The 16,997-nt window shown below is 68.3% G+C and carries 15 protein-coding genes and 1 tRNA gene; 13 read left to right on the forward strand and 3 right to left on the reverse strand.

Translation table 11 applies throughout. From position 1 onward, the window contains the following. Positions 1 to 34: 34 nt before the first annotated feature. Positions 35 to 2,869, reverse strand: coding sequence for an FAD-binding and (Fe-S)-binding domain-containing protein (locus tag ACIQTX_RS10760; RefSeq protein ID WP_402972009.1), 2,835 nt, complete (start codon positions 2,867 to 2,869; stop codon positions 35 to 37). A gap of 73 nt (positions 2,870 to 2,942) precedes the next feature. On the opposite strand from ACIQTX_RS10760, the gene ACIQTX_RS10765 reads away from it, so the two are divergent. Beyond that, complete coding sequence (locus ACIQTX_RS10765) at positions 2,943 to 3,605, forward strand: GntR family transcriptional regulator (RefSeq protein WP_402972011.1); 663 nt, start codon at positions 2,943 to 2,945, stop codon at positions 3,603 to 3,605. Between the two features lie 13 nt (positions 3,606 to 3,618). Here the strand turns inward: ACIQTX_RS10765 and ACIQTX_RS10770 are convergent, their stop codons facing one another. Then, the gene (locus ACIQTX_RS10770; RefSeq protein ID WP_402972013.1) at positions 3,619 to 4,572 is read right to left on the reverse strand and encodes a hypothetical protein; all 954 of its coding nucleotides are present in this window, start codon (positions 4,570 to 4,572) and stop codon (positions 3,619 to 3,621) included. 84 nt (positions 4,573 to 4,656) lie between these two features. Between ACIQTX_RS10770 and ACIQTX_RS10775 the strand changes: the two genes are divergently transcribed. From ACIQTX_RS10775 to serA, 3 genes are all read left to right on the forward strand, one after another. Next, a complete protein-coding gene (locus ACIQTX_RS10775) occupies positions 4,657 to 5,121 on the forward strand; it encodes a hypothetical protein (RefSeq protein WP_036274376.1) in 465 nt (154 codons plus the stop codon). Beyond that, a complete protein-coding gene (locus tag ACIQTX_RS10780) occupies positions 5,118 to 5,453 on the forward strand; it encodes a hypothetical protein (RefSeq protein WP_402972015.1) in 336 nt (111 codons plus the stop codon). The genes ACIQTX_RS10775 and ACIQTX_RS10780 overlap by 4 nt, the downstream gene beginning before the upstream one ends. 123 nt (positions 5,454 to 5,576) lie before the next feature. Continuing rightward, positions 5,577 to 7,181 (forward strand): phosphoglycerate dehydrogenase, encoded by a 1,605-nt coding sequence (serA, locus tag ACIQTX_RS10785; protein ID WP_402972017.1) that lies wholly within the window; start codon positions 5,577 to 5,579, stop codon positions 7,179 to 7,181. Between the two features lie 63 nt (positions 7,182 to 7,244). Here serA and ACIQTX_RS10790 read toward each other — a convergent pair whose 3' ends face one another. Beyond that, positions 7,245 to 7,787 (reverse strand): TetR/AcrR family transcriptional regulator, encoded by a 543-nt coding sequence (locus tag ACIQTX_RS10790; RefSeq protein ID WP_028502746.1) that lies wholly within the window; start codon positions 7,785 to 7,787, stop codon positions 7,245 to 7,247. Between the two features lie 96 nt (positions 7,788 to 7,883). On the opposite strand from ACIQTX_RS10790, the gene ACIQTX_RS10795 reads away from it, so the two are divergent. The 9 genes from ACIQTX_RS10795 (at position 7,884) to ACIQTX_RS10835 (ending at position 16,994) form a co-directional block, all read left to right on the forward strand. Next, a complete protein-coding gene (locus ACIQTX_RS10795) occupies positions 7,884 to 9,419 on the forward strand; it encodes an MFS transporter (RefSeq protein WP_105525505.1) in 1,536 nt (511 codons plus the stop codon). 82 nt (positions 9,420 to 9,501) lie between these two features. Continuing rightward, the gene (locus tag ACIQTX_RS10800; RefSeq protein WP_402972020.1) at positions 9,502 to 10,545 is read left to right on the forward strand and encodes a 3-isopropylmalate dehydrogenase; all 1,044 of its coding nucleotides are present in this window, start codon (positions 9,502 to 9,504) and stop codon (positions 10,543 to 10,545) included. 60 nt (positions 10,546 to 10,605) lie between these two features. After that, the gene (locus tag ACIQTX_RS10805; RefSeq protein WP_402972022.1) at positions 10,606 to 11,706 is read left to right on the forward strand and encodes a branched-chain amino acid aminotransferase; all 1,101 of its coding nucleotides are present in this window, start codon (positions 10,606 to 10,608) and stop codon (positions 11,704 to 11,706) included. Positions 11,707 to 11,822: 116 nt separating this feature from the next. Further along, on the forward strand, positions 11,823 to 12,599 hold the full coding sequence (locus tag ACIQTX_RS10810; protein WP_028502742.1) for a fumarylacetoacetate hydrolase family protein: 777 nt from the start codon (positions 11,823 to 11,825) through the stop codon (positions 12,597 to 12,599). Next, positions 12,596 to 13,855: an MFS transporter gene (locus tag ACIQTX_RS10815; protein ID WP_402972024.1), complete on the forward strand. Its 1,260-nt coding sequence runs from the start codon at positions 12,596 to 12,598 to the stop codon at positions 13,853 to 13,855. Before ACIQTX_RS10810 ends, ACIQTX_RS10815 begins: the two co-directional genes overlap by 4 nt. Next, a complete protein-coding gene (locus ACIQTX_RS10820; protein WP_402972026.1) occupies positions 13,852 to 14,628 on the forward strand; it encodes a class I SAM-dependent methyltransferase in 777 nt (258 codons plus the stop codon). Before ACIQTX_RS10815 ends, ACIQTX_RS10820 begins: the two co-directional genes overlap by 4 nt. 42 nt (positions 14,629 to 14,670) lie before the next feature. Continuing rightward, complete coding sequence (locus ACIQTX_RS10825) at positions 14,671 to 15,231, forward strand: hypothetical protein (RefSeq protein WP_402972028.1); 561 nt, start codon at positions 14,671 to 14,673, stop codon at positions 15,229 to 15,231. A gap of 86 nt (positions 15,232 to 15,317) precedes the next feature. Then, positions 15,318 to 16,823: a glutamate--tRNA ligase gene (gene gltX / locus ACIQTX_RS10830; RefSeq protein ID WP_402972030.1), complete on the forward strand. Its 1,506-nt coding sequence runs from the start codon at positions 15,318 to 15,320 to the stop codon at positions 16,821 to 16,823. Between the two features lie 99 nt (positions 16,824 to 16,922). Further along, positions 16,923 to 16,994, forward strand: a tRNA-Gln gene (locus ACIQTX_RS10835). Positions 16,995 to 16,997 lie beyond the last annotated feature (3 nt).

The raw sequence follows: 16,997 nt of genomic DNA on the forward strand, positions 1-16,997 counted from the left end.
GATTCGGGAGGGCCGTCACTGTGTGTGCGGTGCGTCAGGGCCGGGTGAGTTCCTCGAGCACTTCGATCACGTGGCGGTACGGCCGGCCGGTGGCGCGCGTCATACCGATCTCGCAGGTGCGGTTGGCCGAGACGAACGCATCGAAACCGCCGCGCTCGCTCTCGGCGTCGGCGATCTCCGCGGACTCCTGGGCGGTCGCGCTGGCGGTCAGCTCCGGATGCAGCATTCCGCGGTCACCGGCGAATGCACAGCAGCCCCAGCCTTCCGGGACGAACACGTCGTCCGCGACGGCCTCGGCGATCGCGGTGAGAGCTCCCGTCGCCCCGAGCGCGGTCGTGGAGCAGGTCGGATGCACGGCGACGGTCGGGAGCTTCTCGGACACGCTCAGCTTCGGCAGCACCTCGCGAGCCACGAAGGTCGTCGCGTCCTCGATCCGCAGCCCCGCGTAGCGGGGATTCTTCGCGACGGACTGCGCGAGCATCACGTCGAGCCCCTCGGTGCACGAGGCGGCGTCGCACACCACGGGAAGCTCGCCGTGTCGGCTGGCCTCCCAGAGCGAGTCGAGCACCCGGTCCGACATGAGCGCATAGCCGTCGAGATGGCCCTTCGACTTCCACGGCGTGCCGCAGCAGAGGCCACCGTTCTCCTCCGGGATCACGACCGGGATGCCTGCACGGTCCAGCAGAGCGCTCAGCGCATCCCGAGAGCCCTGGCCCTCTGCTTCTGCGCCGAACATCGTGCCGATGCAGGCGCCGAAGAAGACCGCCTGCGCATCGGTCGGTGATTCGGGTCGCGGCGGCTTCGAACCGCCATGGGGGAGCCCGCCGTCGTAGAGCGGCACGGTGTCGGCGCCCAGGACGGCGCGGCCGACGTGTGTCACCCCACGCACGAGCGCAGTGGGGAGGGCATCGGCGACGGTGAGTGCGACACCTCCGGCGCGGGTGACCGTGCCCCAGTGCTTGGCGGCGGCGCCCCACACGGCGCCCTCGACCGCATTCGTCTGCTCCGCCCGAAGACGGCGCACGAGGTCTCCGGTGTTGATGTCGACCGGGCATGCGACGCCGCACATGCCGTCGACCGCGCAGGTCTGCACGCCGTCGTAGTCGTAGTCCTTCTGCAGGTCTCGCAGCAGCTCGGTGTCGCCCTGTTCCTCGGCCCACGCCATGTCGCGGCGGATGACGATGCGCTGTCGAGGGGTGAGCGTGATGCTCTTGCTCGGGCAGGTCGGTTCGCAGTAGCCGCACTCGACGCAGCGGTCGACCTCCTTCTCGACCGTCGGCACCCGCTTGAGGTCGTGCAGGTAGGAGTCGGGGTCGTCGGAGAGGACCACTCCCGGGTTCAGGATGCCGTCGGGGTCGAAGAGGCTCTTGATCTCCCACATCATGTCGGTGAGCTCGTCGCCGTACTGACGACGCACGAACGGTGCCATGATGCGTCCGGTGCCGTGCTCGGCCTTGAGGGACCCCTGCTGCGACAGCACGAGCTCGACCAGGTCGTCGGTGAAGCGCCGGTAGCGCGCGACGCTGTCGGCGTCGTCGAAGCGCTCATTGAGCAGGAAGTGGACGTTGCCGTCTTTGGCGTGCCCGAAGATGACGGAGCCCTCGTAGCCGTGCTCGGCGAACAGCTCGATCAGACGCTCGCAGGTGTGCAGCAGTCGCGGCACGGGGACCACGATGTCTTCGAGAAGAGCGGTCGTGCCCGACGGGCGGGCGCCGGCGACCGCGGTGTAGAGGCCCTTGCGAACGTGCCACAGCGCGGCACGTTCGCCTGCATCAGTGGTGAGGCGCGGGGCGACGGCCAGCGGCAGGGCTTCGAAGTGCGTCTGTGCGGCCGAACGCGCCTCCTCGAGCGCATCCGCATCGGCGGCATGGACCTCGACCAGGAGCGCGGCATGACCCCGGACCTCGATCTCGGCGATGGCGCCCGGAACGTCGCTCAGCCCCTGTGCGACGCGCAGAGATGCCGCATCCATCAGCTCGATCGTGGCGAGGCCGAGGCGAGCCAGGTCGGGAAGCGCGGTCATCGCGGCCGACAGGGTCTCGAACACGAGCAGCCCTGTCGCGATCGACGGACGAACCTCGATCGTGCGGAAGCGAGCCTCGGCGACGAAGGCGAGCGTGCCCTCGGAGCCGATGATGAGGTGTTCGAGGATACGTACCGGGTCGTCGAAGTCGAGCAGCGCGTTGAGCCCGTACCCCATGGTGTTCTTCATCGAGAACTGCTGGCGGAGGAACGCGACGTGCTCGGGCGAGGCGAGCAGACGTGCCCGCAGGGAGAGGAGCCCGTCGGTGATCGCGGGTTCTGCCGCGCGCAGCAGCTCGTTCGCATCCGGTCGGCCGGTATCGAGGATCGTGCCGCTCGGGAGCACGATCGTCATCGACTCGATGGTCTGGTAGGAGTTCTCGGTGATTCCGCACGCCATGCCGCTGGAGTTGTTCGCGACGACCCCGCCGATCGTGCAGGCGATCTCGCTCGCGGGGTCGGGGCCGAGCTTGCGGCGATACCGGGTGAGTCTGGTGTTGACCTGGCGCACGGTCGCGCCGGGGCCGACGCGCACCGTGGCGCCGTCATCCTCCACACGGATGTCGCGGAAGTTGCTGCGGGTGTCGACGAGGATGTCGCCGCTCACGCTCTGCCCGGAGAGGCTCGTACCCCCGGATCGGAAAGTCATGGTGCGCCCGGCGGCGCGGACGGCTCCGAACGCGTTCGCGACGCCCTCGGCGTCTGCAGGGGAGAGGACCGCGTCGGGGATCAGGAGGTAGTGCGAAGCATCGTGCGCCCTGGCGAAGCGGTCGATGGAGCGGGAGTGAACCTGCGTCGTCGAGCCCAGCAGGGCGGGATCGAGCGGTTCGGCGAGTGTGGTCGTCACGGTGCTCCTCTACTCCGTCGAAAGATTGTCAGACAAGTGTACCGACTCGCGATGCCTTCGATAGGCTGACCGCATGACCACGACCTCGGACGCGCCGCTCGGGATCATCGGTGTGGTGGACGCCGTCACCGCCCAGCTGCGCAGACGCATCCTCAGCGGCGAGATCCGTTCCGGCGCCCCCGTCACCGAAGCTGCGGTCTCGCAGACTTTCGGCGTCGCGAGGCCCAGCGCGAAGGCTGCGATCGAACAGCTCGTCGCGAATGGACTCCTGGTGCGGACTGCGCATCGGAGTGCTCGTGTGGTCGGGATCGACCCCGAGACCGTGCGCGACGTCTATCGGACGAGGGCACGTCTGGAGAGCGCCGCTCTGCGTGAGCTCGCGACGACGAGGACCGTGCCGCAGGCGGCCGTCGACGCGAACGCCGAGATCGTCGGGATGCCTCCGGGACCCGACCCGGCGACGGTCGACCCCGACCTGCGCTTCCACACCGCGCTCATCGACGCGCTCGAGAGCGAGCGCACCGGCCGGATGTATCTCAGCGTCCTCGACGAGGTGCGGCTGTGCATGGCGCAGGTGCAGGGCCGACGGCTGCTCGACGCATCAGCGATCGCCGCCCAGCATGCCGAGATCCTCGACGCGGTCGCATCAGGGGATGGACAACGTGCGGCTGGGCTTCTCGAAGCTCACCTCTCCTCAGCCGAGGAAAGGCTCGTGGAGGCGCTCGACGCGGACTAGCGCCGAGGGTCCGTCACTCGGCCGGGGCCTCCTCGACCACGATCGGCGCTTCGGAGGGGTCGGCCCAGACCGGCTGCGGAAGGACGGTGTCGACCTGGCCCGCCTGGATCTCGCGCAGCGCCTCGGCGATCTCCTCGTCGTTCGTCGGGACGGGAAGGTCGCAGGCACGCAGTTCGGAGGCGAACTGGAGCGTCAGCCGGATCTTGCCGGCTTCGACGGCTTCTGCGGTCGTGCCGGTGCGGATCTCGCTGCCGGTCTGGATCGCGGAGACCTCGTCGCACACGTGGTAGACCTTGCCGCCGTCGACCCAGACGACTTCGTCCTTGCCGAGGAGCTGGATCACCGCGGACTGGTCGGCGGTGTACTGCTCGACCGACGGCGGGGCGAAGTCCACGCCGATGAAGACCGCGAGAGCGGCGAGCGCGACGCCGACGATGCCGGCCGTGGTCTTCTGTCCCTTGTCCATGTCCTTGTTCAGGAAGATCAGGATGACGAGAGGGAGGAACGCGACGATAGCGATGATCGCCCCGAGCTGGTTCTGCACGAAGAACCGTGTCTTGTCGGCCTTGCGTGCGGGATCGAGGCGGTTCGCCTTCTTCCACAGCACCGATCCGGTGATCGACAGCGCGGCGATCACGACGAGCAGCACGAGGAGGGTGATGAACGCCCACTGCGGGAAAGTCGCGGTGACGCCGTGCTCCTCCAGGAGGCCGGTGTCGGGGTTGCGCACGAGGGTGCCGTCTTCGCCGACGAACACACGCTGGCGCAGGAGCCAGAAGATGCCGACGGCCTCTCCAATGATGGCCACGGCCCAGAGGATCGCGGCGATCCAGCGGAAGCGGGTGGCCTTCGCCTTTGCAGTGGCGGTCGGGACCCAGCCGGCGGGCGGCTCGGAGTTCGCGCCGTTCACCGACGGTTCGACGCCGGCGTTGATCTTGTCGCTCTCGGCGTTGTCGCTCGCAGCCACGGTGCTCCCTTTCCCCTCCGATGCCCGCCGATCCGGCTCAAGGCAACCCCGAGCCTAGTGGAATCGGTGTCCTACGCTGGGGACATGACTTCCGATTCCGACGACGCCCTCAACTGGGATGGTGACGAGGCCGTTCCGCCGCAGGATCGCGCGCTTCCGCAGGGCTGGAACGCCGTCGGCAAGGGCAGTGACGACGTGGGCACCATCGAGGATGACGGCACGATCACGCCCGCACAGGCGGACGAGCCCGCGGGGCTGAGCACGCCGATGCTGCTGCTGGTCGGCATCGTGGGCGGTGTCTACCTCCTCTACACGATCGGCTGGATCATCGGCGGACTCCGGCTCCAGCCGCTGGCGTCGTTCCTCGTCTCCGACGTGATGTTCCTGCCGTGGTTCTTCCTCGCTGTCGCGGCGCCCGCGCTGTGGTTCCTGGCGAGCTGGGTGCTCACGCGGGGGAGAGCGGCCTGGATCCGCGTCGCCGTGCTGCTCGCCGGAGTGGTCCTCCTCGTTCCCTGGCCCTTCGTCACTGTGGGGGTGATCGGATCATGAGTACCTCTCAGACCGCACAGCAGGTTTCTGCAGGATCGCCGCGCTGGCTCGTCGGACTCGTCATCGGATTGGCGGGATTGTTCTACGCCTATGCGGTGTGGAACGCGGTGGCGCATCTGATCACGATGGCGCAGACCGGGCTCACCGGTGGTGGATGGGCGACGCTGCTGTTCGGCGTGGTCTTCCCCGCCATCGTCTTCGCCTTCGCGTATGTCATCGGCAGGCGGCGTCGAGTGGGGGAGCTCGCTCTCGTGTTCCTCGCGGGCCTCGGCATCGTCGCGGTGTTCTGGATGAGCCTGATCGCGCTGAGCCTCACGATGCCGAGCGCCTGAGACGCGGTTCGCGCGGCGTCACACGGCACGGAGCGTGGTGACTGCTCCGGTAGAGTTGACGCGATCGCGCCCCCATGGTGTGCGGCGCATCGGCCCCTGCCGCGCTGCCCCGAAGGATCCACTGTGCCGAAGCCTGTCGTGCTTATCGCCGAAGTACTCTCTCCCGCCACGATCGACGCTCTCGGTCCCGACTTCGACGTCCGCGATGTCGATGGCACCGACCGCGAGGCGCTGTTCGCGGCACTCGCGGATGCCGACGCCGTGCTGGTCCGTTCGGCGACCCGCATCGACGAAGAGGCTCTGGGGCACGCCCCGAAGCTGAAGGTCGTCGCCCGCGCCGGAGTGGGCCTCGACAACGTCGACATCAAGGCGGCAACTGCTGCCGGGGTCATGGTCGTCAACGCGCCGACCTCGAACATCGTCTCGGCCGCCGAGCTCACGGTCGGCCACATCCTGAGCCTCGCCCGTCGCATCCCGGCCGCTCACGCCTCGCTGTCGGCCGGTGCGTGGAAGCGCAGCTCCTTCACCGGTGCCGAACTGTTCGAGAAGACCGTCGGCATCGTCGGACTCGGCCGTATCGGCGCCCTCGTCGCCGCGCGTCTGGCGGCGTTCGACATGCGCGTCGTCGCCTATGACCCCTATGTCACCTCCGCCCGTGCACAGCAGCTCGGCGTGCAGCTGCTCTCGCTCGACGAGCTCGTCGCCGAGTCGGACTTCCTCACGATCCACATGCCGAAGACGCCCGAGACGACGGGCATGATCGGCGCCGAGCAGTTCAAGGCCATGAAGCCGACCGCTTTCGTCGTGAACGTGGCCCGCGGCGGACTGATCGACGAGGAGGCGCTGCACACCGCGCTCGTTGCCGGTGAGATCGCTGGCGCAGGCCTCGACGTCTTCACGACGGAGCCCCCGGCGGAAGGCGGCACCGCACGCCCGCTCCTCGACCTGCCGAACGTCGTCGTCACACCGCATCTCGGCGCCAGCACCGAAGAGGCGCAGGAGAAGGCTGGAGTCTCGGTCGCCCGTTCCGTGCGACTGGCTCTGGGTGGCGACCTCGTCCCTGACGCGGTGAACGTCGCCGGTGGCATCATCGACCCGTACGTACGCCCGGGTATCTCGCTGGTCGAGAAGCTCGGTCAGATCTTCGCCTCGCTGGCGACGTCGCCGCTCACGAGCCTCGATGTCGAAGTGCACGGCGAACTCAACGACTATGACGTGAGCGTCCTCAAGCTCGCAGCGCTCAAGGGCGTCTTCACGAACATCGTCAGTGAGACGGTGTCCTACGTCAACGCGCCGCTCCTGGCCGACCAGCGCGGCATCGCGGTGCGCCTCATCAAGGATGACGTGAGCGACGAGTACCGCAACGTGATCACGCTGGCCGGGGCGCTGTCCGACGGCACGCAGCTGTCCGTGTCCGGCACGCTCACCGGTCCGAAGCAGGCCGAGAAGCTGATCGGGATCAACGATCACGCACTCGAACTGCCGATCGAGAAGCACCACGTGGTCATGCTGTACACCGACCGTCCTGGCATCGTGGCTGTGTACGGCCAGAAGTTCGGCGAGGCGGGCATCAACATCGCCGGCATGCAGATCGCTCGGCAGGCGGCCGGTGCGCAGGCGCTCAGTGTCCTGACATTGGACTCGCCGGTCTCCGACGAGCTGCTCGACGATGTGCGCCACGCGATCGACGCCGACCTCTTCCGTCAGATCGAGATCACCGAGATCTGATCGGCAGATTCACGAGAGAGGGCGGGAGCGCGATGCTCCCGCCCTCTCTCGTTGCAGCCGGGATCAGGCCGTCGCCTTCAGCACCAGAGCGATCAGCTCGGCGAGTTCGTGGCTGCGGGGGACCAGTCGCTCCGGTCCGTGCACGTCGAGCGAGTTGTTGAAGTAGAGGCCGTCGCTGACCAGCATCACGAGGTCGAGGCTCGCGGCGTCTCGCACATGGGGGCGGATCGTGTCCGCCCAGCGGCCTCGCGTCTCGCGGAGCATGTCGGCTGCGGGGACCGATCCGCCCTGCGCCAGCCGGGTCGCGGCGATCAGGACCCGATCGAGGGCGTCGTCCTCCATCACAGATGTGCGTACGTAGTAGGCGACGGGGCCTTCCTCGGCCGCCGTCATCCGCTCCAGGTCAAGGTTCGTGAGCCGGTCGAGGCGCTCTACGAGGCCTGCCACCAGCTCATCCTTCGAGCCGAAGTGATACAGGAGCCCACCCTTGGAGACGCCTGCGGCCTTGGCCGTCGCGTCGAGCGTTGCTGCCCGCTCACCGTCTTCGATGAGGATCGCTTCGAAGGCGTCGAGAACCTTCTCGCGGGCGAGCGGAGGTCGGGGCATCGTGGCTCCTCTGCACAGGTGACGGGCGGGAATTCTGTTACTATACCATCTGGACGGTTCACTAACCGAGCCATCACGATTCCTGAGAGGTGTTCCATGACCCGTACTGCGTCGATCCCGACGACAGAGACGGACGCTCCCCGCGTCGGAGCCCGCGGCTGGGCGGCGCTCGTCGTCCTCATGCTGCCGGTGCTGCTGGTGTCGGTGGACAACACGGTGCTGAGCTTCGCGCTCCCCGAGATCTCCATCGCGCTCGCGCCGACGGGTGCTGAGCAGCTGTGGATCATCGATGTGTACCCGCTGGTTCTCGCGGGTCTCCTCGTCACCATGGGCACGCTGGGTGACCGCTTCGGCCGCCGGAAGATGCTGCTGATCGGCGCGACCGGCTTCGCTGCTGTCTCGGCCCTCGCCGCTTTCGCACCGACAGCGGGACTGCTCATCGCCGCCCGTGCGCTCCTGGGCTTCTTCGGCGCCATGCTGATGCCGTCGACCCTCTCCCTCCTGCGCTCCATCTTCCAGAACCGCGACCAGCGCCGCATGGCCATCGCGGTGTGGGCCTCGGCCTTCTCCGCCGGTTCCGCGCTCGGCCCGATCGTGGGCGGTATCCTCCTCGAGCACTTCGCGTGGGGCTCCGTCTTCCTGATCGCCGTCCCGGTGCTCATCCCGCTGCTCATCGCCGCGCCGCTGCTGGTACCGGAGAGCCGCGACCCGAACCCCGGCCGGATCGACCTGGTCAGCATCGCGCTGTCGATGGCCACGATGATCCCTGTGGTCTACGCGATCAAGTCGCTGGCCGTCGACGGGCCGAGCCTGACGGCAGGCGCATGGGCACTGCTCGGATTCGGCATGGGATACCTGTTCGTGCGTCGCCAGTTGCGCGTGAAGAGTCCGATGCTCGACATGGCTCTGTTCAAGCGTGGGTCGTTCTCCGGAGCGATCCTGGTCAACCTGCTCAGTGTGGTGGCGCTGGTCGGATTCCTGTACTTCGTGTCGCAGCATCTGCAGCTCGTCCTCGGACTGTCGCCGATGATGGCCGGCTTCGCGCTCGTCCCCGGAATGCTCGCGATGATCGTCGCCGGTCTCTCAGTAGTACCGGTCTCGCGTCGGGTGCCGCCGCACATCGTGATCCCCGTCGGACTCGCATTTTCGGTCGCCGGATACCTGATCGTCGCGTTCACGACCCATGAGCACGGCGTCCTGCCTCTCGTGGTCGCATTCGTGGTGCTCGGCATCGGAATCGGCGCGGCCGAGACGATCTCCAATGAGCTGATCCTGTCGAGTGCTCCTGCGGCGAAGGCCGGCGCGGCCAGTGCCGTCTCCGAAACGGCGTACGAGCTCGGCGCCGTGCTCGGCACTGCGGTGCTCGGCGGCATCATCACAGCCTTCTATCGTGGCGCGCTCGTGCTCCCGGAAGGGCTGCCGGCCGACGTCGCACATGCGGCGGGGGAGACGCTCGCGGGCGCATACACGGCGGCGCAGGCGCTTCCGGGGCAGCTCGGGACGGCGCTCTGGGATGCGGCTGCTGCCGCGTTCGGCTCCGGTGTGATGGTCACCTCGCTGATCGGGGCAGGGCTTGTGGTCGTCGCCGGCGTCATCGCCGCCGTCACACTGCGCAAGGCCCCCTCGCACTGACCAGTACGCTGGGAGGACCGGCTCGCTCGACACTCGTCGGGCCAGGGCCGGTCCATCCCCGTGCAGTGCGCAAGGAGTGTCAATGTCGCGTGTCGTGAAGCTGGCCGTCATCCCCGGTGACGGCATCGGACCCGAGGTCATCGCCGAGGCGGAGAAGGTGCTCGACGCCGTCACGGCCGACAGCGGAGTTGTCTTCGATAGGACCCGTTTCTCGCTCGGTGCAGGACGCTTCCTCGAGACCGGCGACACGCTCACGGATGACGACCTCGCAGCCATCGCATCGAACGATGCGATCCTGCTCGGCGCGGTCGGCGGCACCCCCGGCGACCCGCGCCTGAAAGACGCCAACATCGAGCGGGGGCTGCTGCTCAAGCTGCGCTTCACTCTCGACCACTACGTGAACCTGCGTCCGTCGAAGCTCTTCGTCGGTGCGCCCGGCCCCCTGTCCGACCCGGGCGAAATCGACTTCGTCGTGGTGCGTGAAGGCACGGAGGGACCTTACGTCGGCAACGGCGGCGCGATCCGCAAGGGCACGCCGCACGAGATCGCGAACGAGACCTCGGTGAACACCGCATTCGGCGTCGAGCGCGTCGTGCGCTACGCGTTCGAGCTCGCAGAGCGTCGTCGCAAGAAGGTGACGCTCGTGCACAAGACCAACGTTCTCGTGCACGCCGGCGCGATCTGGCAGCGCATCGTGAACGAGGTCGCAGCCGGGCACCCCGACGTCGCCGTCGACTACCTGCACGTCGACGCCGCCACGATCTTCCTGGTCACAGACCCCTCGCGCTTCGACGTGATCGTGACCGACAACCTGTTCGGTGACATCCTCACCGACCTCGCCGGCGCGGTCACCGGCGGCATCGGCCTCGCCGCATCGGGGAACATCAACCCCGACGGTGCGTTCCCCTCGATGTTCGAGCCCGTGCACGGCTCCGCTCCCGACATCGCGGGGCAGCAGAAGGCCGACCCGACCGCCGCGATCCTCTCGATCGCGCTGCTGCTCGACCACCTCGGTCTCGCCGAGGAATCCGCACGCGTGAGCGCCGCGGTCGAGGCCGACATCGCCGCCCGCACGGCGGCCCGTACGACGGCGGAGATCGGCTCCGCGATCGCTGCACGCCTCTGACCGCAGGCGTAGGCTGAACGGGCGCGAAGATGCGCCCACCCACGAGGAATGGAAGACGAGATGACGACCATCGATGCAGAGGCGACCGTGGCTCCACTGGAGTTCCTCGTCATGAAGAACCTGAACGCGGCTTCACCTGCCCGGCTCGCCGAGGCACTGGAGAATCCTGGGTTCGGTGTGGTCTTCACCGACCACATGGTCGACATCTGCTGGTCGGCCAAGGGCGGATGGCACCGTCCGCGTGTGCAGCCCTACGGTCCGATCCCGCTCGACCCGGCGGCCTCCGTCCTGCACTATGCGCAGGAGATCTTCGAGGGCATCAAGGCCTACCGTCACGCCGACGGCTCGATCCACACCTTCCGGCCCGACCGCAACGCCGCGCGTCTGCAGGCCAGTGCTCGTCGCCTCGCGCTGCCCGAACTGCCGACCGAGTACTTCATCCAGTCGCTGCGCGAGCTCGTCGCCGTCGACGGACGCTGGGTGCCGGGCGGAGCCGACCAGAGCCTGTACCTGCGCCCGTTCATGTTCGCCAAAGAGGCGTTCCTCGGCGTGCGGGCGGCGCAGAAGGTCGCCTACTACGTGATCGCGAGCCCCGCAGGCGCCTATTTCTCCGGCGGTGTGAAGCCGGTGCGCATCTGGCTCTCCGAGGAGTACGCCCGCGCGGGCAAGGGCGGAACGGGCAAGGCGAAGACCGGCGGCAACTACGCATCGAGCCTGCTCGCTCAGAGCGAGGCGAGTGCCAAGGGCTGTGACCAGGTCGTGTTCCTGAACGAGCACCGCAACGTCGAGGAGCTCGGCGGTATGAACGTCGTCTTCGTCTTCAAGGACGGCCGTGTCGTCACCCCGGAGTCGGACAGCATCCTCGAGGGCATCACGCGCGACTCTCTCCTGCAGCTCGCCGAGGACCGCGGCTACACGGTCGAGAAGCGACCGATCTCGATCGACGAGTGGCGCGAAGGCGTGGCCTCCGGCGACATCGTCGAGGTGTTCGCGTGCGGCACGGCCGCGGTCGTCACCCCGATCGGCGCGCTCGTCGGCGAGGGCTTCGACGAGCCGCAGCCGTTGGGCGAGCTCGCGCTCTCCCTGCGCGAGGAGCTCACCGACATCCAGTACGGCCGTCGCGAGGACAAGCACGGCTGGCTCCTGCGCCTCGACGCCTGATCGGTCGAGACCCACGCTCACCGCCGAGACCCACGCCTGCTGCCACCTGCGGGCGTGGGTCTCGGCGTCTGCGGTGGGTCTCGGCGAGGTGGACTGCGCTCGGTAGGCTGGATCCCATGAAGATCGCCCGGTTCAGCCACGACGAAGCCATCATGTACGGGATCATCGACGAGCGTGAGCTCGTGGTGCTGGCCGGAGACCCGATGTTCGCAGGGTACGAGACCACCGGGGCACGCGTGCCCTTGGCGGATGCGGCTCTGCTCGCGCCCGTGATTCCGCGGTCCAAGGTGGTCTGCGTCGGCAAGAACTACCACGACCACGCCGCTGAGATGGGGGGAGTGGCTCCCGAGGAGCCGCTGCTGTTCCTCAAGCCGAACACCTCTGTGATCGGCCCCGGCGACACGATCGTGCGCCCGACGCTGTCCGAGCGCACCGAGTACGAGGGCGAGCTCGTCGTGGTCATCGGGAAGATCGCGAAGAACGTGAAGGCGGAGAACGCGCTCGACTACGTGCTCGGCTACACGATCGGCAACGACGTGACCGCACGCGACCTGCAGCGCAAGGACGGCCAGTGGGCGCGTGCGAAGGGCTTCGACACGTTCTGCCCGCTCGGGCCGGTGATCGAGACCGACTTCGATTCCTCGAAGGCCACGATCGAGACACGGGTCAACGGCGAGGTGCGCCAGCACGCGCCGCTCACCGACATGATCCACTCGGTGCCGGCGATCATCGAATACGCCTCGGCGGTGTTCACCCTGCTTCCCGGCGATGTCATCATGACGGGAACGCCGGCCGGTGTCGGCACGTTCGTTGCCGGAGACGTCGTCGAGGTCGAGATCTCGGGGTTGGGAATCCTGCGCAACACCGTGCGCGACGCCGTACCAGCGCCATGACCGACGTCGCCCTGACGGCGGCGCAGCAGACGGCGGTCCAGCGGCGCACCGTGCTGGTGCTGTCGTTCGGGCAGGTGCTGGGTGGGATCGCCTTCGGGGCCACGGTCTCGCTCGGCGCGCTCCTGGCGGCCGACATCTCGGGGAACGACGCACTGTCGGGTCTCGCCACGGCCTCCGTCACGTTGGGTGCGGCGGCATGTGCCATCCCGCTCGCCCGGCTCGCGGCTCGCGTCGGACGGCGTCGTGCTCTCACGCTCGGCAACCTCTTCGCGCTGGTGGGCATCGCCGTCGTGATCCTCGCCGCCTCGTTGCGGGTGTTCCCCCTTCTGCTCGCCGGCATCCTGATGATCGGCGCGGGCAACGCCGGCAACCTCCAGTCGCGATTCGCCGCGACCGATCTCGCCGCGCCGCAGCATCGGGGCCGCGATCTCTCGATCGTCGTCTGGTCGACCACTATCGGCGGAGTCGCAGGGCCGCTTCTGCTCGGTCCTGGCGAGATCGTCGGCCAGGCGGTCGGGATGCCGCCGCAGACCGGCTCCTATCTGTTCTCCTTCGTCGCGCAGTGCGTGGCTTTGGTGCTGTACATCGTCGCCCTGCGCCCGGACCCGCTCCTCGCGGCACAGCGTCTGGCGAAGGCGGCGGCTGCCGCGACAGGGGTGTCCCAGGCCGACCGCCCGCGAGTCGCGCGATATGCGATCTTCGCGATCGCCGGCTCTCACGTCGTCATGGCCTCGGTCATGGCGATGACGCCAGTGCACCTGTCGCACATGGCGCACGGCGCCGGTGGCATGGCCGCGACTCCGGCTGATGTGTCTGCGCTGGTGGGGATCACCATCGCTCTGCACGTCGGCGGGATGTACGCTCTGTCTCCGGTGTTCGGTGTGCTGGCCGACCGCTGGGGCCGACTCAGGGTCGTGCTGCTCGGACAGATACTGCTCGCCGGCGCCCTCGCATTCGCCGTGTTCACGGGCACGGAGGCCTGGGGGGTGATGGTCGCGCTCATTCTGCTGGGCCTGGGATGGAGCGCGGCGACGGTGGCAGGTGCCGCTCTACTCACCGAGGCCTCGGCACCCGAGCTCCGCACGCGCCGACAGGGCCGCAGCGACTCTCTGATGAGTCTTTCGGCAGCGGCAGGCTCGGTGCTGGCCGGTGTGGTGTTGTCGAACTTCCAGTATTCGGGCCTCGGCATCGCCGCGTTCGTCCTGGTCGTCGCGATCGTCGCGCTGTCTCCACTGGCGCGCTCCGGGGCACGATGAAGGACTGGGCCGGTGTCGGCGAGGCCTACTCCGCGTCGTACGCCGCCCTGTGCGCGGGCACGTTCCCCACGATGCGCGATGCGCTGGGGGAACCGAACGGCCGCCGCCTGGTCGACGTCGGCGCCGGAGACGGCACGCTCGCGGCGGCATGGTCGGCGGAGGGCTGGGGTGTCAGCGCATGTGAACCGGAGCCCACCATGCGCGCGGCCTCGCGTCGGCTGCACCCGTTGATCGAGACGATCGACGGCGCACTTCCTGAACTTCCGTTCGCGGACGGAGCGTTCGACGTCGCGGTCGCGAACTTCGTGCTGAATCATGTCGCATCTCCGCGCTCGTCCGCTGCGGAGCTGCGACGGATCAGCCGGGGTGCCGTCGTGGCGACGACCTGGACGCTTTCGCCCTCCTGGCTCTGGGCCGAGATCAGTGAGCGTGCCGGGATCGTTCCGTTAGCGGGCGATCGACTCCCGACCACCGAGGATTTCGAGCGGACGGCCGACGGATTCGGGCGGATGCTGGAGGAAGCCGGGCTGCGGTCCGTCACGGTCACAGAGGTCGGCTGGATCTGGAACGCGGATCCGGCCGCACTGTGGCGCTCGGTCGAAGGGGGAGTGGCCGGCGCCGGGGCCCTCTATGCGGGGCTCGAACCTGTTGACCGGCACCGCTTCCGCGCGGCGTTCGAGGTGGTCGCGGCCGAGCGGAGTGTGCAGGGGGCGCTGCCGTTGGAGCATCGCGCGGCGGTGGCCGTGAGCGCGGGGCCGCGAGCGCTGCCCTGAGCGTTCGCGGATGGGGCACGGCCCTGCGCTACGGTCATATCCATGACCCACCTCGCCGGACGAGTCGCCGCGGGCGTCGTGCTCGCCCTGACGATCGGCGTGACCACAGGCTGCGCACCGAGCATCGATACCCTGGTCAGGGACAGCCTCGCTGACGCGGTCGAAGGGGCCCAAGACGTGTTGTGGGAGTACCGCGACCAGATCGTCAGCGACCCGGAAGCCGCCATCGCGGGACTCGACTTCATCGGTGATGCGCGAGTCGGTGCGGACGACGGCAACCATTCGTACACCCTGTTGGCGTTGGACGAGTCCGAGGACAGCGTCACCCTGACCCTCGCAGTAGACGGCGGCGCGCAGACAGGCGGAGGGCTGGGGTACCAGCAGTCGAACGCCGTGACCTGCATCGATCTCGTCTTCCCGACGGCCGCCGCCGAGATCCGCGTGGAGGGTGCCGCATGCGGTGACGTCGCCGATGTAGCCGGCTACGAACAAGTCGTACCCTTCGGGGACCTGCAGGTACGGGAGGTGGTCACGGTGGCGGACTACCCGCCACCGGTCTGCCAATGCCACAGCGGAGGCGACTGCGACTGCCCGGGAGGGTGAGGTTGCAGCGCGGCGGTGGGCACCGCCGACTGAGCGGTCCGGAAGGCCGACGGCGGAACGCGGCGTCCCCGTAGAATCGAAGGGCTATGGCTACCCCTCACCCCCTCACCACGACTGTCAGTGGTGCCGACGTCCGCGTCCGTTTCTGCCCCTCGCCGACCGGTCTGCCGCATGTCGGCATGGTCCGCACGGCTCTCTACAACTGGGCCTACGCCCGCCACAACGGCGGGAAGATGGTGTTCCGCATCGAGGACACCGACGCCGCCCGCGACAGCGAGGAGAGCTTCCGTCAGCTCGTCGACGCTCTCACGTGGCTCAAGATCGACTGGGACGAGGGTGTCGAGGTCGGCGGACCGCACGCTCCGTACCGGCAGTCGGAGCGCCACGACATCTACCGTGAGGTGATAGACAAGCTCATCGCCACGGGTGCGCTCTATGAGAGCTACTCGACGGCCGAGGAGATCGACGCCCGCAACGAGGCAGCCGGCCGTGCCAAGCAGCTCGGGTACGACAACTTCGACCGCGACCTGACCGACGAGCAGAAGGCGGCGTTCCGCGACGAAGGCCGTCAGCCCGCCCTGCGCCTGCGCGTGCCGGACGAAGACGTCACCTACGTCGACCTCATCCGCGGCGAGGTCACGTTCCCCGCCGGCTCGTTCCCCGACTTCGTGGTCGTGCGCCCGAACGGCGTGCCGCTGTACACGTTCGTGAACCCGGTCGACGATGCGCTCATGGGCATCACTCACGTGCTGCGCGGCGAAGACCTCATGCCGTCGACCGCGCGCCAGCTGTCGCTCTACGCCGCACTCATCGACGCGGGCGTCACGACGTTCGTGCCCCGCTTCGCGCACATGCCGCTCGTGCTGGGCGAGACCGGCAACAAGAAGCTCTCCAAGCGCGACCCGCAGGCCGACCTGTTCCTGCACCGCGACCGCGGTTTCATCCCCGAGGGGCTGCTCAACTACCTCGCGCTTCTCGGCTGGTCGATCGGCCCCGACCGCGACGTGTTCTCGCTCGGCGAGTTCACCGCCGCGTTCGACATCGTCAACGTCAACCCGAACCCGGCACGCTTCGACCAGAAGAAGGCCGAGTCGATCAACGGCGACCACATCCGGATGCTGGGGGAGAAGGACTTCGCCGAGCGGACGATCCCGTACCTCGCCGCAGCCGGTCTCTTCGACGAGCCCACGCACGAGCAGCTGGTGATGGCGTTCCGCGTCGCGCCCCTCGTGCAGGAGCGCGTGCAGCTGCTGGGTGAGGTCCCCGGTATGGTCGGCTTCCTCTTCAGCGACGAGGTTTCGTACGCCGAGGATGCGCTCAAGGGTCTGCCGGCCAACGCCGCCGAGGTGCTCGACGCGTGCATCGTGGCTCTCGAGCCGGTGGAGGAGTTCACGCCCGAGAAGATCCAGGAGGCGCTGGCCGCAGAGCTGGTCGAGAAGCTCGAGCTCAAGCCGCGCATCGCCTACGGCCCGCCGCGCGTGGCCATCACGGGCCGGCGGATCTCGCCGCCGCTGTTCGAGTCGATGGAGCTGCTGGGCAAGGACGAGTCCCTGCGCCGTCTGCGCGCGCTCTCCGCTTTCCTCGCGAGCTGAGGTGCGACGCGCCCGAGCGGCGGCACACGCCGGTGGTTTTGGCGTTCGGCCGTCGCTCGGGTAAGCTTGAATCTCGGTGCGAGGCTCAGGTTTCGCCCTTGGGGTATGGTGTAATTGGCAACACGGCGGTTTCTGGTTCCGTTGTTCTTGGTTCGAGTCCAGGTACCCCAGCAA

The sequence above is a fragment of the Microbacterium sp. NPDC090281 genome, assembly GCF_044769635.1.
Classification (GTDB): Bacteria; Actinomycetota; Actinomycetes; order Actinomycetales; family Microbacteriaceae; genus Microbacterium.